This window comes from Acinetobacter rudis (genome assembly GCF_000829675.1).
Lineage (GTDB): Bacteria > Pseudomonadota > Gammaproteobacteria > Pseudomonadales > Moraxellaceae > Acinetobacter > Acinetobacter rudis.
In genome coordinates this window covers 24197-39614 of sequence record NZ_BBRX01000039.1, presented here as the reverse complement: position 1 = coordinate 39614, position 15418 = coordinate 24197, and the positions used below count along the sequence as shown (strand labels likewise).

Here is a 15418-nt window from a genome sequence, read left to right as displayed (position 1 = left end):
AGTCTTAAAACTGGTGATCAATATGAGTTTATGTATGTAACAGATAAAGCCCATTGGGTTTTAATGTCTGCACCAACAAAATCAGTGGGTGCGAATAGTCAAATTACTCCGACTTTAGAGAATATGACTCAGCCAATATTAAAGGTCAATATTTCTGATGCAAACTGGAAACCAAACATTAAGTTGCCAATTAAAGCCCAAATAGGTGACAAAGTTATTTTATCTTCAACAGCAAAGACCCATAGTTTTATCACTGCTGAAAATGGTTTATCGGCAACGGTTCAAACAGGAGAAAACCGTCGTTTTATTTATACCAGTCAAGGTTGGAACATTGATAGCTATACCATTGATATGTTATTGGTTAATAGTCCAGAAGTCTCTCGTATTTTGGGTGAAAGTGCAGCAAAACTTCGCATGATTGAAGGACTGAATTTAACAAATCTAACAGCAGAAAACTCCTCAGCTAAATTTTATTTAAGACAGACAGGATATTTGACGTATAAAATTCCTGCTGCAGACTTACGTGAGGCCATTGCTGTTGGGCGTTCAGATGTAACTGTCCAAACAGAACGAAAACGTGTTTTAGCAGATGGTGTTTATTATCAAGGTAATGAACCTGGTGCAGGGGGGTGCGGTTGGGCTTGGATCAATCTCAATCCCAGTGCTTTTAACATGATTGGTGCCAATGATATTGGTTGTTCTGTTGCTGCTATGCGTCATGAAGTTGGACATAACTTAGGTTTATACCATGATGACTCTACTCAGATAGGTTCCGGTTTTTCACACCCTTTAGGTAGTACAGTCATGGGAGGCAACAGCTTAAACTTTTATTCGAGTCCATATCTTTACAATCTTAAATATGGCGTCCGCTTAGGTGAGCAAGGGAAGAAAGATGGTGTTAGTGTGATTAATGCCAACGCGCTTCAAATCTCAAAATTTAATTAAGCGGTTGTCAGTATGAAGTATTATAAATTTTATATTCTACTTGCAGTCACGTTAATCGTGACTGCGGGGATTTTTGCTTTTTTTAAGCCTGATCAAGTGACTGCTTCATCACAGATTAATACAGTACATCAGCCGAACCATTTTCTTTCATCTAAAAGTTCAGAATCTGGATTTCCTCGGGAAAATTTGAATATCACAAAAAATCAATTAGAAGATGCAAAGAAAGAAACGATTTTATTTCATGAAGTACAAGATAATGATTTGAACAGTAGTGAAAGGGTTTTCGCCTCTAAAAGTAAAAATGGGATGGCGATTAACTACAATCAAAATATTATTGAAACCAAAAAAATAGGTGATGTAGTTAAATTTCAAATGCTTGAATATGGCTTAAATCGTAGTGGGAAAATCGTTGATATTGAAAAAGTGGACGATGATATTATTCGCTGGCGAGGAGAGTTTGATCAGAAGATACCTGAGCGAAATTATTTTACAATCACGCAAAGCCACAAAGATCGATATACGATTATTCAGGTTTATAGTGATGTCGGAAACTATATTGCCGAGATCAAGAACGGGCAAGGTAGAGTTCAAACGATGGATCAAGGTATTGAAGATCAAGAACTGCATGATCATTAACTTTGTGGGCTAGAGTGAAGTGTTTAGCTGCTCTGCTGCATCTAGATGCATCGTTTTTAAAGTACAAAAGCACCCTAATATTTGGACAAGTTTACCTTGCTATTCGGGTGCTATGTTTGGGTTTAATACTTTAAGCTAAAAAAGTTTCCTGCAAATAGCTCCACTGCATTTTTCCATCAATTTCCTCGATTAACCCACATGAACGACGAATTAAAATACCAGATGCTTTGGTATGTTTTTCAGTATAGGTCAAAACTATAGAATGCTCATTTTGCAGCAATATTTGTTCATCATAGATTTCGATTTGGATCTCTGGCATTTTTCCTTGATTATTGCTAAATAAGGTTTTAACTTCTTGCAGTGAAATACGTTTACCTGCTGCACCAACCATTTCAAAGCGATCAGAAAAATAATCAATCAGAGAGGGAAGATCCTGCTCTGAGTGTTTGCCACTGAAAATTTTTTCAATCAACTCATGCATGCTGTGAATGCTTTCAATTGCGTGTTCTTTTACAAGTGCCATATCCATTTCCATTGAAATTAATTATCTAAAGCTATTTTAAAACAAAAATAAATGTAAAATTCAATATAATTTTAAATTATATTTTTGATCTAAATTCAAAATATAAAATACAAAACATTTTTAATAATTAAAATATGAGTTTTATCAGCTGGTTATGTTGAATTTTCTTTCTATTTTTTTAAGTTGAGTTCTGATCTTACTTCTGAATAGGAAAAAAGGTATAACTTTATACCTAAAATAACATGGAAAATTCCATGTAAAAGTAATAAAAATGTTAAATTGTTTTCCTTATCAAAAATAGACCAGAAAAGGAGATGTATTTTGGTCAAAGATTTTTGATAAGCGCATGGATTAGAAAAATGGCATGGACAAGGAAGAAAGATGGATACGCATTCAACTGAGCCAACACAGCGCAAATCAAATTTGTATGCTTGGTATGTAGTTTTACTCTGCATGCTCGCTTATATATTTTCATTCATTGATCGGCAGATTTTAGCCTTGATGATTGAACCGATTAAAGCTGATCTTGGACTTTCTGATACGCAGTTTAGTTTATTACATGGTTTAGCATTCTCACTGTTTTACGCTTTTATGGGATTACCTTTAGCCTATTTGGCTGATCGTTTCTCTCGGCCAAAAATTATTGCAGTGGGTGTCGTATTTTGGAGTATCGCAACAGCATTTTGCGGTTTAAGTAAGAATTTTATTCAACTGTTTTTAAGTCGTATGGGGGTTGGTGTGGGAGAAGCAGCCTTATCTCCAGCAGCTTATTCGATGTTCAGTGATATGTTTAGTAAGGACAAATTGGGGCGAGCAGTTGCAGTTTATTCGATTGGGTCTTTTGTTGGAGGGGGTATAGCTTTTCTGGTCGGGGGGTATGTGATTGGCCTACTCAAGAATATGGATGCAATTCAAGTTCCGATATTGGGTGCTTTAAAGGCATGGCAGGCTGCATTTATACTTGTCGGTTTACCTGGTGTTTTTATTGGTCTACTCGTGTTACTTACAGTGAGAGAACCAAAGCGTAAAGGCCAACGTTTAAACGCTCAGGGTGAAGTTGAAAAGACCAGCATGAAAGATGCATTTAAGTTTATTAAGAAGCATAGTTTGACTTTTAAATGTCATTATCTAGGTTTTACTTTCTATGCGATGGCTTTGTATTGCTTAATTAGCTGGTCTCCTGCATTTTATATGCGTAAGTTTGGATTAACTCCAACAGAAGCAGGCTATATGCTTGGGACTGTACTTTTGGTGGCCAATATTCTTGGCGTGTTCTGTGCGGGGTGGTTGAATGATTGGTTTATTCATAAAGGCCGCAAAGATGCTCCAATGATTACCGGGGTAATCGGCATTATTGGGTTAATCTTACCTATAGCGATCTTTACTCAAGTTGATGAGCTATGGCTCTCAGTTGTGTTCTTGGTACCAGCGATGTTCTTCGCATCTTTCCCAATGCCTATTTCTACTACTGCGATGCAAATGTTGGCACCGAATCAGTTACGTGCTCAAATTTCAGCAGTTTTTTTATTGATTAGCAATTTAGTTGCCGTTGGGATTGGTACGACATTAGTAGCTTTGATTACAGATAAAGTTTTTGAAAATCCACTCATGGTTGGGATATCACTTTCAATTGTGGGAACAGTTTCGTGTGTTTTAGCATTTATATTATTGAAAAAGGGATGTCAGGCATTTAGCGAGAGTATGGAGCAGGAGCATACTTCTTGATTTGAAATAAAACGATGACAAGGTCCATTATTTAATGTTGGGCTTTGTATTTTAGCGTTCTATATTAAAGGCATGTCCTAAGAGCGTAGCCTTATGGTTGGATCTATTTATTATTTAGCCCGATATTACTTTGATGTGCAAACACCTGCCTCTAATGGATGCTGTGTAAAAGATTTGAGTTTCTTAATGATGCTTGATTTGATTTTTAGCCCATTTCCCAAAAGAAATGGGCGTTTAAGTATTAACTTGATGGCATGAGGTTAAATAGTTTTTTTAACTGTGCATTTAACTGGTGAAGCTCTTCATCTTCGAAGGCGTTTAAAATACCAGACAAAGCAACTTGGCTGATTTGATTGATTTGCTCAACCAGCGCTTTGCCCTTTACAGTGAGTTTAACCATAGAAATACGTTCATCTGACTCTGAAGAGAAAACCTGCACAATATCATCTTCAACTAGACGATAAATAGCTTTAGTCGCTGTCGTGAGTTTTAGCGTAGAGAGGTTTGCAATCTCGGTAATACTGGCTTGTTCCAAGGCATTTGTACTTAAAATGATCTTGCGACGAGTATTGTCAATTCCTAGTTTTTTAATTGATTTTTCAATAAGTTGAGTGTACTTACCATTAACTTGCGAGATCCAGAAAAAAGGATAGCTTTGTAAGCTGCTCGGTTCATTATTGGGAAGAAATTGTTCTAAATGAGTAAGCATAGACAAGTAATAACTTTATAAAGTGGACTCCGATCATTATACAAAAATTAGCAACATTTTCTTTGTTCTTGTTTATTAAAAATACTTGACAATTACATCACTTTTTCCGATATTTGTATTATAAAGAAAAATACATGGAAAAGTGAATGAATATTGTTGTGCAGGAAGTGCAAAAAGGAACAGGTGCTTTGAAAGTCATGGTGAAAGATTCCATTGATATTCAAGGAATGAAAACGATGTCTGGTAGTAAGGCATTGATGAAAACTGAGGTTGCAGTAGAAAACGCAGTCGTTGTTGATCGTATTTTGGCAGCAGATTGTCAAATTACTGCAAAGACCAATTTGCACGAACTTGCATTTGGTATCACAGGAATTAACCATACCTTTGGTACAGCAATTAATCCGAATTATCCCGCACTTATTCCAGGTGGTTCTTCGAGTGGTTCAGCTGCTGCTGTTGCAGCAGGACTTGCAGATTTTACTTTAGGTACAGATACAGGTGGTTCAATTCGTATGCCAGCAGCATGCTGTGGTGTATATGGTTTAAAACCAACATTCAATCGAGTAGGCCGTAAAGGTGTACATCCTGCTCAGAGCTCATTGGATTGTGTCGGGCCATTTGCAGCCTCGGTTGAGATGATTGAAACTGCAATGCAGATTATCGATGCTAGTTTTCAGCCTCAAGCAGAATTAACTCAGCCACCTCAACTGGCTTTGCTTGAAGTACAAGCTGACCCTGTTGTAGCGCACTGTATTGAACAATATCTTGCTCAAACCCATTTGAACCCAACGCTTGTAACTTCGAAATGGCTTGAACAAGCTTTTCATGCAGCGATGCAGATCATCAATTTTGAAAATTGGCAGGCCTATGGGGTGTTGACCGAAACAGGATTGCTAGGAACAGATGTTAATCAACGCTTACTCAAAGCCGCGAATACGACTTGGGCAGAGGTAGAACAAGCCAATCAGGTAAAAGTGAGCTTTAGCGCAGAAATAGAGAGTCTACTTGATCAATACGATGCCTTGGTTTTACCTACGCTTCCACAGATTCCGCCCAAGGTTGAAGAAGCCGCCAATACAGTTGCCTTTTTAAATCTCACTGGATTGGTTCGACCGTTTAATTTGTCTGGTCATCCAGCACTTTCAATTCCGCTAGAAACAGCTGAGGGGCTACCTGTAGGGCTACAAATTGTAGGAAAGCTCGGTAGCGATGAACATCTATGTGCTATTGCCAAATATATCATCAAGACAACGCAATAAATTACAAGGAAATAGGTAATGAATAATTTGTCGACAAAGGATTTTGTTATGTCAGCCAATACAACTGAATTAGCAGCTTTATGCCAAGAAATCCGTGAACGTGCATGTACAGGTGAGTTTGATCAACAAGCTTATGTCAGCCAAGATATCATCAATAAACTTAAAGAAATTGGTGTCTATCGTGCTTTTGTACCGAAACGTTTTGGTGGAAATGAGTGGTCTCCGAAACAGTTCTGCGAATTGATCGAGCAATTATCGAAAGCAGACGGTTCAGTAGGATGGGTAGCAAGCTTTGGAATGAGTCCAGCATATTTAGGAAGTTTACCTGAAGCGACACTTGAGCAGCTATATAAAGATAGTCCAGATCTCGTTTTTGCTGGAGGGATTTTCCCACCACAACCGGCTGAAATTACAGATGATGGCGTAGTTGTCAGTGGTCGCTGGAAATTTTCAAGTGGTTGTATGGGAGCTGATATTATTGGAGTTGGGATTTCACCTCAAAAGGACAATGAAGCACAAGGCTTACCGCGTATGGCGGTTATGCCTGCACACCAAGCTCAAATCGAGATGACTTGGGATACTGTTGGATTAAAAGGTACTGGCAGTCATGATTTGGTTGTAAAAGATGTTTTAGTAGCAAAAGAATGGACCTTTGTACGAGGTGAAGCATCAAAATTACCAGAGCCATTTTTTAAATATCCGTCGTTGTCATTGGCAACACAAGTGTTAACTGTGGTTGGAATTGGGGTGGCGGCAGCTGCTTTAGAGGAATTTCAAAAGTTAGCACCGGGTAAAGCCTCTATTACAGGTGGGGCTGAAATCGCCAACCGTCCTGTGACTCAATATGAGTTTGCCCAAGCAGAAGCAGAATTTAGGGCAGCCCGCGTGTGGTTCTATGAAACGATGCAAATCGTTTGGGATGAGATCGTGCAAGGGCGTAAAGCAACAGCAGAACAGATCAGTGATATGCGTTTGTCATGTACTCATGCAGCACGTGTCTGTGCGCGTGTGACCCGAAAAATGCAAATGCTTGCAGGTATGACCGCAATTTATACCAATAACCCGTTTAGTCGTTTTGTTAATGATACGCATGTGGTCACACAACATGCCTTTATGGGAGATGCCACTTTGCAAAATGCAGGTTTAGTGAGCTTTGGTATGAAACCAACGCCTGGGTATTTATAAAGCTCATTTTCAGTTGAAGTATGTTCATAGGGAAAAAGATGACATGAATGATCAAATGGATTTGTCTGATCTTTTACAGCGTGTGCAGCGGCTCGAAGCTGAACAGGCCATACGCAATTGTATTAATCGTTATATGCAAATATGTGACAGCTTAAATGCGCATACCGACTTAAATGAATTGATGGCGTTATTTGATCAAGACAGTATCTGGGAAGGTATTGGTGAAAAGTATGCACAATCTTTTGGTCGTTACGATTCTTGGCAAGCTATTTTTGAGATGTTCAAAAGCTACACCCGTGCAGAATCGCATTTCCAGATGAATGCTCACTTTGTCAGTTCCGAGCAAATATATGTTGAAGATGATCAGGCCAAAGCAAGTTGGCTCATGTTGCAAACTTCAACTTTCCAAGATAACCGCAGCCACTTAAATGCCGCAAAACTTACTGTGAAGTTCAAACGACAAACAGAGGGTGGTTGGAAGATCAAACATTTTCAGACTGAAAATATTTTTAGTCGCCCTATATCTCACTGGGATAGTACAGCGAAATTGCCAGTACCGTCTCAACAATAACGAATGGATAGATTGAAAAGGATAATTGATATGAACAGTATTATTCCAATGCAGAATATTGATATTGACTACAATGAGTTAGTTCATAGTGATCGTGTACACACCTCGTTATATAAAGATGAACGAATCTTTGATGAAGAGATGGAGAGAATCTATTATAACACTTGGGTTTGGGTGGCACACGCCAGTGAAATTCCAGAAGCTGGTAGTTATAAAACAATCAATATTGGCCAACAACCCGTTGTTGCTGTGCGTGATCGAAAGAAAAAAGTTCATGTCTTATTAAATCGTTGCCGTCATCGTGCAGCTACAGTATGTGAGCACAAAAAAGGTAAAACCAACAGTTTCGTATGTCCATACCATGGTTGGAGTTATGCGCTCGATGGATCATTACGTGGTGTACCTTCTCCAGAAAGCTATGGAGAGTGTCTTGATAAATCAGAATTACCTTTGATTAGCCTTCGTGTAGAAGAGTACAACGGTATGATTTTCGCAAGTTTTAATCAGCAAATTGAACCTTTAGAGGATTTCTTAGGGCCTGCGAAAAAGTGGATTGATTTGTTCATGAAGCAAGGTGCTGGTTATCCAATCAAAGTGTTAGGTGAACATCGTTTCCGTTTTCCCGGTAACTGGAAAATTCAATTAGAAAATACGACTGATGCTTACCACTTTCCGTTAGTACATAAGTCATTTCTCAGCTCTGTAGATAATAAAACTGAAGAGTTATTCAACTTTGAAAATCAGCCCGGCTTTATAGAAGATTTAGGCAATGGCCATAGTGTCATGGTGATGATCCCTGAGTTAATTGATTTAGAAGAAGATCTTATGGAGCGTCCGATTCAGGAGCGTTTCGAAGATCTTGCCCAAGCATTACGTGATGAAGGGCATGAAGAGTTAGAAGTCCGTCGTATTGTACGTGCAGTGGGTGGTTCTGGTTTTAACTTGAACTTATTTCCCAATATTGCGTGTTCAATGGCATTTTTCCGTGTGATGCAACCAATTTCAGTTGATGAAACGGAGATTCATCACTCTGTCATTACAATGGATGGTGGCCCACAAATCGCAAACCAATACCGTTTGCGCTTACATGAACATTTCCAAGGCCCATTTGGTTTTGGTACACCAGATGATGCAGAAGCATGGGAGCGAGTACAACGGGGAGCCAATGCTGGTAATGATTTATGGATTATGCTGAACCGTGGTCTACCTGGTGAAGTGAAAAGCGAAGATGGTTTAAAAAGTGATGTCAGTGCTGAAACAGGTATGCGTGCCGCCTATCAGCAATGGAAAAAGTTGATGACGGCTTAAGGAGAAGACCATGAAAATTGATTTAAATTTACTCAGTGAAGTTGCTGCTTTTATTTGGGCAGAAGCTGATATGTTGGACCATTCTGAGCATGATGCATGGTTAAAGCTATGGGATGAAAAAGGGGTATATATCATTCCAATCGATCCCAAGCTTGTAGATTATGAAAATAGCCTGAATTATGCCTATGACAATCATCATATGCGCAAATTACGTGTGCAACGTCTAGAAAATGGTGAAGCTATTTCAACTTCGCCAAAAGCCAATACGGTGCGTAGTGTATCTCGGGTGCGAGTGATCAAGGATGAAGGTGGTGAAGTTATTTTGCGCTGTGCACAAAACCTGCGTGAATTTCGTAAAGAAAATATCAAACATTACACTGCCGATGTAACGTTTCATTTGGTTCGTGATGCTGAACAAGGTTTTAAAATCAATCGTAAAATTATCAACTTAGTAAACTCGACCGATACTTTGGCGGGTATCAGCTACATTCTCTAGGAGAGCAAAATGAAACAAGTCGTTCTAGTTACAGGTGCTGCTTCTGGTCTAGGCAATGTGATTGCTGAATATTTTGCTGGGCAAGGGCATCAAGTGATTGTTTCTGCCAGTACGCTTGAGAAGGCAGAAAATGCCAAAGCAAGAAGTCCATATGCAGAAAATATGTTTGCGTTAAAGCTCGATATTTCTGTAGAGGCTGACTTTCATGCAGCAGTACAGTGGATTTCTGAAAAATTCTCCAAACTCGATGTATTGATTAATAATGCGACTGTCACCAAAGCAACACCAGTGTTAGACATTACTGCAGCAGATTTTGATTGGGTGACACAGGTCAATCAACGAGGAACTTTCCAATCTTGTCAGATTATTGGCAAATATATGGCGGATCAGGGCTATGGCCGTATCGTCAATATGGCTTCTTTGGCTGGGCAAAATGGTGGGACTGCCACAGGAGCACACTATGCAGCAACAAAGGGTGCGATTGTAACGTTGACTAAAATTTTTGCGAAAGAGTTTGCTGCGAAAGGCGTGACTGTAAACGCAATTGCACCAGGGCCAATGGAGTCACCCATTGTGCATAGTGTGGTGTCAGATGAAAAAATGGCGCAGTTTATTGAAAACATCCCCGTAAAAGCTTTAGGCAGTATGGAATTTATTGCAGAAACCTGTGCATTACTCGCCAGTCCAAATGCTGCATTTGTGACAGGGGCAACTTGGGATATCAATGGCGGATTATTTATGCGTTAAGTCTTTGACTTGACGTATAAATCTGGAGATCAATCATGACAATGCTTTATGACGTACTGGTCCGAAGCCGCCATGTGGAAGGTGGAAATATTGCAGTCATCGAATTTGAGTCTGCAAATTCAACTGTACTACCAAAAGTAGAAGCAGGTGCACATATCGATGTGCATCTACCAAACGGTATGGTGAGGCAGTATTCACTTTGTCAAAATCCGAGTGATATTGGTGTATTTCGACTTGGAATCTTACGTGACCCAGACTCGCGTGGTGGATCCACCTGTGCTTTTGATGATTTAAAAGCAGGGATGAAAATTCAGGTCAGTGAACCGAAGAACTTATTTCCATTGGTTAAATCCAAACATGTTGTTTTGGTGGGTGGTGGGATTGGTATTACACCACTGGTGAGTATGGCATACCAATTGGCCCAAGATGGTGCTTCTTTTGAGTTGCATTACTGCGGTGTTAGTCCAGAGCGTTGTGCCTTTGTTGATGAAATCAAAAATGGTGTACTGGCAGCTTTTACAAGCTTCCATTTTAAATCAGAAGGGGCTAATCATCGCGAGTTCTTCCAAGCAGCCATTCAAGATATCGACAAAGATAGCCATATTTATACTTGTGGTCCCAATGGCTTTATGGATTGGATGATTAATTTAGCCACCACACAAAGCTTTCCTGAACAGCAAATTCATAAGGAATATTTTCAGGTTGAAGTTGAAACTGGTGGGGATGCCTTTGAAGTTGTGGCTGAGCGCAGTGGAAAAATCATTTTGGTGAACGCCGAAGAAACGATTTTACAAGCGCTGGCACGCGAAGGAATCGAGATTGAAATGTCATGTGAACAAGGTGTTTGTGGTACCTGTATGTGTGATGTGCTTGAGGGTGAGCCAGACCATCGCGATGTGTACTTTACCGATGAGGAAAAGGTCAGTAATGAACAAATATTGGTATGTTGTTCTCGATCTAAGTCGGCACGGTTAGTTCTTGATATTTAATGAGTTCGATCTGATTGCACCAGATGAGCCATAGGACAGAAATAAGATAAAAGATTCAGGAGAGAATAATGAATTCACTAAAATCAATGGATGAAATAGCGATAGATTCAATGCAGTTTAGACGTGCCTTGGGGAATTTTGCCACAGGTGTGACGATTATCACGGCGCAGAATGCACAAGGTGAGAAAGTTGGGGTGACTGCAAACAGTTTTAATTCGGTATCTTTAGATCCACCACTTATTTTGTGGAGTATTGATAAAAACTCATCGAGTTTTCCAGTATTTGAGCAGGCTACGCATTTCGCTGTTAATATTTTATCGGGGTCACAAATAGACTTATCGAATAAGTTTGCTCGCCGAAATATTGATAAATTTGAAGGCACAAGCTATCAGCTAGGTGCGGGTCAAGCGCCGTTGCTTGATCATTGTTCAGCAGTATTTGAATGTGAACGCTACCAAGTGATTGAAGGTGGGGATCATTGGATTATTATTGGAAAAGTCGTAAATTTCCGTGATGAGGGGCGAAGTCCACTGGTCTATCATCAAGGGGCTTATTCTGGTGTGATCCCTCATCCTTTATTGCAGTTGAATAATAGCATCCACACTGAAGATCTAGGTCAGATGCATCAAGGGCACTTATATAGTAATGTTTGTTATTTGATGAGTCGTGCTTTTAAGTTTTATCAGACAGATTATATTCCCAAGCAACTGGTCACAGGTTTTCGTACCAGTGAAGCACGTTTATTGTTAGTACTTGGTAGTGGTACTGCATCAAATAAGGCTGATTTACCACGTGATATTGCGATGCCTATGCAGGAAGTAGAGCAGGCTGCATCAATTCTTAAACATGATGGTTTGTTGCTGGAAAGCGATGGCTTTTATAAATTAACTGAAAAAGGTAAAAAAACAGCGCATTACTTATTTGATATTGCTGATAGTCATCAAAATGAGGTTTTTGAAAAATATCCAGCAGATGAAAAAGATATTTTTATTAAAATTTTGAAGGATATCGCAGGTATCATGTAAATAGAGTGAGTAATAAATCAAGGATATGATTTGTTACTCCATGCGGACTGCTGAGATCGATATTCACTTGAGTAAAATCTTGGCAGTCGCTGATGATTTCATCTATTTCAGTTGAGGTACATGGATGTGAGATATGCAATTAACAATAAAATCAGTACATGGACACAGCATATTCAAGGGATATGTGGAGAGTTTGAGACACGCTTTGATGGGCAGAGTTCACTGTTTATTGGTGAAGTAAACTCCTTCCTACTGGGTCAAACAGAAATTGCTTTTATAAAAAGTAATGCAAGTTTCATCGAGAGACGATCAGGTATTTTAGATCGGGTTAAAGATCGCTTTTGTTTTTTGATCTTGCAATATACAGGCAAAATGCTGTTGAAATATCACGATGAAACTTTATTTTTAAGTGAAGGTGACATTGTATTATTAGATTCGGATGAGCATATTGCAATGTATCCTCAAGGTTTATTTAGTCATATCTCAGTTCATTTGTCCCGAGATAAACTCTTCAAACAGGGGATTACCACAGAGCATTTTGGCAAGTTAATTAATCATAATATGAGTGCCCATTTATTGAAGAATATGCTGCAGACAATCTCAAGAGATAATATTGAAGTTTGGTATGCTAAAGAAGATGGTAATGCCTTTGAAGACGCGTTAATTGCGTTACTTAAACCCACGATCCACTATAAAAATATGCGAGTAGTCGATTCGTTAAAACATAAAGCGGAGCGTTATATTTTAGAAAATTTAACTCATGCAAAGCTTTCCCCACAAGTTGTTGCGGATCATATAGGTGTTTCATTAAGACATTTATATCGTTTATTTGGTGTCGAACAACAATCAGTCAATAAATACATTCAAATAAAACGCTTAGAAAAAATAAAATTTGAGTTGAAGGATTTAAATAATAAAAAGCTATCCATCACTGAAATTGCTTTAAAGTGGGGTTTTGGCAGCAGCGCGCATTTCTCTAAAATATTTAAAAAAGTCTATGGTATATCACCTAGGAAATTTCGGGAAATACAAAGCAGTGAACAAGTTTTATAGACAGCTTTAATTTTTTCAAAAAAATAATTTTAAATACACCCTCCTAAATTAAGCCTTATCGATAGGTGATAAATCAGGTTGATCAATAATATTAAGCCTGAAAACTGCATGCGATTTTGTTCTTTTAATCGGTCAATGACAATCCATATAGGGCGCTTTACTTAGCTTTAAGGAGGATCGTTCCGATGTAGAGTATTAGATTAAAACTAGTTAATTTGGCTATTTTCCTTTTTACGCATATAAAAAATTAAATAGATAATAGAAGAATGTCATGTATGGACATCGCTTAGGTCATTGGTAGACAAGAAAGGTAAGCCTGAAAAGTGATCAAATTGAAGGGTGAAATACAAAGTTATATAGAGCAATACAATTTTGCTTCAGGGATTTATTGTTATATTTCGCAAAAAGTCATTGAGTTTTGAATGTATTAAAAAACCAAGACAGGATGTGATGATACTAAAAGAGATGCGAAAGGATGACTCACAGCGCTGTGAGCGAAAACTTAATACCTACACAGTTATTACTGCAATAGACCTATTAAAACCGTGGGACAAGGCTGTGCTGATTATCAGCACATAGCGATGAATGGAAAGGAAGAAGCCAGATGCATCAAGAATATGACTATATCATTATCGGAGCAGGATCAGCAGGCTGCGTGGTTGCCACAAGATTATTGCAAGCTAAGGCTGGGCGCGTATTGGTATTAGAAGCAGGTACTCGTGATCACAGTATGTTTCATCAAATTCCTGCAACAGTGGTCAAAGTCTTTCAACAAAAATCATGGTCATACATGACAACCCCACAACAGCACTGTAATCAACGTGAAATGATTTTAGCTCAGGGCAAAGTATTAGGTGGTGGCAGTTCAGTGAATGGGATGGTGTATTGTCGAGGACAACGTCAGGACTATGACTTATGGGCATCAGAATGGGGCTGTGATGGTTGGTCTTATCAAGATGTTTTGCCTTTCTTTAAGAAAGCAGAAAATAATGAAAGTCTATCGGATGAATTTCATGGGCAAAATGGAATGTTGCCAGTCAGTGAAAACCGATATCGTCATCCTTTAACGCTGGCGTGTATTCGCGCGAGTCAAGAGATGGGCATGACTTATGTCAATGATCTAAATGGATGGGATCAGGCCGGTGTCGGTTTTTATCAAACAACGACCCAAAGGGGGGAAAGAGCCAGTACAGCACAAACCTATTTGAAGTCTGTTCGGCATGATCCTCATCTGACCGTAATCACAGGTGCATTGGTGCATAAAATTGAAACTCAAGCACAGCAAGCTACCAGCGTCATTTATAGCCTTGATGGAAAGCCACCTGTGACAATAAATGTGAAAAAAGAAGTGATTTTAAGTGCAGGTGCGATTGGTAGTCCAAAAGTTTTACTACTTTCTGGTATTGGGCCCAAACAGCATTTAGAAGAGTTGGGTATTGAGTGTATTCAAGATTTACCTGTCGGTGAGAATTTTCATGATCATTTGCACATGTCGGTTAATGCAACGCTTACAACTCAGAATAGTCTTTTGGGTGAGGATCAAGGTTTTAAGGCAGTTCGTCATTTTTTACAGTGGCGTTTCACCCGTTCAGGTTTATTGACCTCTAATATTTTAGAAGGTGGAGGTTTTCTCGATACCATTAATCTTGGCCGACCTGATGTACAGTTCCACTTCTTACCTGTACTGGATAATTTTGATAATACACCTGGTGAAAAGTCGGCAGCGCAGCAGCATGGTTTGACGATTAAAGTTGGGCATGTGCAACCCAAAGCACGTGGATCTTTACGTTTAAAGAGTAGAGATCCAAATGAATTGCCTATCATTGATCCAAACTATCTTGGTCATCAAGAAGATATTGATGCCAATATTCGTGCGGTACAGGCAGGACTGCGTTTATTACAACAACCTGCTTTGAAAGCTATCGTGAAAGAAGTGATTGAGCCAGCGAATATTGAGCCAGAGGATATTGCAGGAATTGATCAGTGGATGCGCCAAAATATTAAAACGGTATATCACCCTGCGGGCAGCTGCAAAATGGGCAATTCGCCACAAGACTCAGTCACGGAGCAAAACTTAAAAGTTCATGGTTTTGATAACCTGCGCGTGGTGGATTGTTCAATTTGTCCACAAGTTCCAAGTGGCAATACCAATGCAATCGCTATCATGATTGGTGAACGTGGTGCAGACTTTATTTTGAATCAAATGGGTTAGTTGTTGTCGTTCAAGTATTTAGAGAATTATCTAGG

Annotated in this window: 15 protein-coding genes; 13 read left to right on the top strand and 2 right to left on the bottom strand. The window is 39.1% G+C overall.

Annotation, left to right across the window (positions count from 1 at the left end):
• Together Aru01_RS11455 and cpaB are read left to right on the top strand one after the other, a co-directional pair.
• A partial coding sequence (locus Aru01_RS11455) for a zinc-dependent metalloprotease family protein (RefSeq protein WP_042111381.1) occupies positions 1-945 on the top strand: 945 nt, incomplete at its 5' end.
• Positions 946-957: 12 nt separating this feature from the next.
• Positions 958-1581 carry a metalloprotease secretion chaperone CpaB gene (gene cpaB / locus Aru01_RS11450; protein WP_016656997.1) on the top strand — a complete coding sequence of 208 codons (624 nt, stop codon included), beginning with the start codon at positions 958-960 and terminating at the stop codon, positions 1579-1581.
• A gap of 130 nt (positions 1582-1711) precedes the next feature.
• Here the strand turns inward: cpaB and Aru01_RS11445 are convergent, their stop codons facing one another.
• Positions 1712-2104 (bottom strand): hypothetical protein, encoded by a 393-nt coding sequence (locus tag Aru01_RS11445; protein ID WP_016656996.1) that lies wholly within the window; start codon positions 2102-2104, stop codon positions 1712-1714.
• Between the two features lie 381 nt (positions 2105-2485).
• Here Aru01_RS11445 and Aru01_RS11440 point away from each other — a divergent pair, with 381 nt between their 5' ends.
• A complete protein-coding gene (locus tag Aru01_RS11440; protein ID WP_016656995.1) occupies positions 2486-3829 on the top strand; it encodes a spinster family MFS transporter in 1344 nt (447 codons plus the stop codon).
• A gap of 241 nt (positions 3830-4070) precedes the next feature.
• On the opposite strand, the gene Aru01_RS11435 is transcribed toward Aru01_RS11440, so the two are convergent.
• Entirely contained in the window at positions 4071-4538 is a 468-nt protein-coding gene (locus Aru01_RS11435; protein ID WP_016656993.1) for a MarR family winged helix-turn-helix transcriptional regulator, read from the bottom strand.
• A gap of 146 nt (positions 4539-4684) precedes the next feature.
• On the opposite strand from Aru01_RS11435, the gene Aru01_RS11430 reads away from it, so the two are divergent.
• The 10 genes from Aru01_RS11430 to Aru01_RS11385 all read left to right on the top strand — a co-directional run bounded on the left by Aru01_RS11430 (position 4685) and on the right by Aru01_RS11385 (position 15383).
• Positions 4685-5797, top strand: coding sequence for an amidase (locus tag Aru01_RS11430; protein WP_016656992.1), 1113 nt, complete (start codon positions 4685-4687; stop codon positions 5795-5797).
• Between the two features lie 18 nt (positions 5798-5815).
• A complete protein-coding gene (locus Aru01_RS11425) occupies positions 5816-6982 on the top strand; it encodes an acyl-CoA dehydrogenase family protein (RefSeq protein ID WP_016656991.1) in 1167 nt (388 codons plus the stop codon).
• A gap of 43 nt (positions 6983-7025) precedes the next feature.
• Positions 7026-7553 carry a nuclear transport factor 2 family protein gene (locus tag Aru01_RS11420; RefSeq protein WP_016656990.1) on the top strand — a complete coding sequence of 176 codons (528 nt, stop codon included), beginning with the start codon at positions 7026-7028 and terminating at the stop codon, positions 7551-7553.
• A gap of 30 nt (positions 7554-7583) precedes the next feature.
• Positions 7584-8861, top strand: coding sequence for an aromatic ring-hydroxylating oxygenase subunit alpha (locus Aru01_RS11415; RefSeq protein WP_016656989.1), 1278 nt, complete (start codon positions 7584-7586; stop codon positions 8859-8861).
• Between the two features lie 10 nt (positions 8862-8871).
• Positions 8872-9357 (top strand): aromatic-ring-hydroxylating dioxygenase subunit beta, encoded by a 486-nt coding sequence (locus tag Aru01_RS11410; protein WP_016656988.1) that lies wholly within the window; start codon positions 8872-8874, stop codon positions 9355-9357.
• A gap of 9 nt (positions 9358-9366) precedes the next feature.
• Complete coding sequence (locus tag Aru01_RS11405; protein WP_016656987.1) at positions 9367-10104, top strand: SDR family NAD(P)-dependent oxidoreductase; 738 nt, start codon at positions 9367-9369, stop codon at positions 10102-10104.
• Positions 10105-10139: 35 nt separating this feature from the next.
• On the top strand, positions 10140-11093 hold the full coding sequence (locus tag Aru01_RS11400; RefSeq protein ID WP_016656986.1) for a PDR/VanB family oxidoreductase: 954 nt from the start codon (positions 10140-10142) through the stop codon (positions 11091-11093).
• Between the two features lie 65 nt (positions 11094-11158).
• Positions 11159-12118, top strand: a complete 960-nt coding sequence (locus Aru01_RS11395; RefSeq protein ID WP_169744962.1) for a p-hydroxyphenylacetate 3-hydroxylase reductase component — start codon at positions 11159-11161, stop codon at positions 12116-12118.
• Between the two features lie 120 nt (positions 12119-12238).
• Positions 12239-13171 (top strand): transcriptional regulator FeaR, encoded by a 933-nt coding sequence (feaR, locus tag Aru01_RS11390; protein WP_040331250.1) that lies wholly within the window; start codon positions 12239-12241, stop codon positions 13169-13171.
• Between the two features lie 604 nt (positions 13172-13775).
• Entirely contained in the window at positions 13776-15383 is a 1608-nt protein-coding gene (locus tag Aru01_RS11385; RefSeq protein WP_016656983.1) for a GMC family oxidoreductase, read from the top strand.
• Positions 15384-15418 lie beyond the last annotated feature (35 nt).

Excerpts from the sequence above, each read along its gene's own strand:
- Aru01_RS11440 (WP_016656995.1), top strand. The coding sequence starts at position 2,486 with ATGGATACGCATTCAACTGAGCCAACACAGCGCAAATCAAATTTGTAT.
- Aru01_RS11415 (WP_016656989.1), top strand. The coding sequence starts at position 7,584 with ATGAACAGTATTATTCCAATGCAGAATATTGATATTGACTACAATGAG.
- Aru01_RS11445 (WP_016656996.1), bottom strand. The coding sequence starts at position 2,104 with ATGGCACTTGTAAAAGAACACGCAATTGAAAGCATTCACAGCATGCAT.
- Aru01_RS11410 (WP_016656988.1), top strand. The coding sequence starts at position 8,872 with ATGAAAATTGATTTAAATTTACTCAGTGAAGTTGCTGCTTTTATTTGG.
- Aru01_RS11420 (WP_016656990.1), top strand. The coding sequence starts at position 7,026 with ATGAATGATCAAATGGATTTGTCTGATCTTTTACAGCGTGTGCAGCGG.
- Aru01_RS11425 (WP_016656991.1), top strand. The coding sequence starts at position 5,816 with ATGAATAATTTGTCGACAAAGGATTTTGTTATGTCAGCCAATACAACT.
- Aru01_RS11430 (WP_016656992.1), top strand. The coding sequence starts at position 4,685 with ATGAATATTGTTGTGCAGGAAGTGCAAAAAGGAACAGGTGCTTTGAAA.
- Aru01_RS11435 (WP_016656993.1), bottom strand. The coding sequence starts at position 4,538 with ATGCTTACTCATTTAGAACAATTTCTTCCCAATAATGAACCGAGCAGC.
- Aru01_RS11405 (WP_016656987.1), top strand. The coding sequence starts at position 9,367 with ATGAAACAAGTCGTTCTAGTTACAGGTGCTGCTTCTGGTCTAGGCAAT.
- cpaB (WP_016656997.1), top strand. The coding sequence starts at position 958 with ATGAAGTATTATAAATTTTATATTCTACTTGCAGTCACGTTAATCGTG.
- Aru01_RS11400 (WP_016656986.1), top strand. The coding sequence starts at position 10,140 with ATGACAATGCTTTATGACGTACTGGTCCGAAGCCGCCATGTGGAAGGT.
- feaR (WP_040331250.1), top strand. The coding sequence starts at position 12,239 with ATGGATGTGAGATATGCAATTAACAATAAAATCAGTACATGGACACAG.
- Aru01_RS11385 (WP_016656983.1), top strand. The coding sequence starts at position 13,776 with ATGCATCAAGAATATGACTATATCATTATCGGAGCAGGATCAGCAGGC.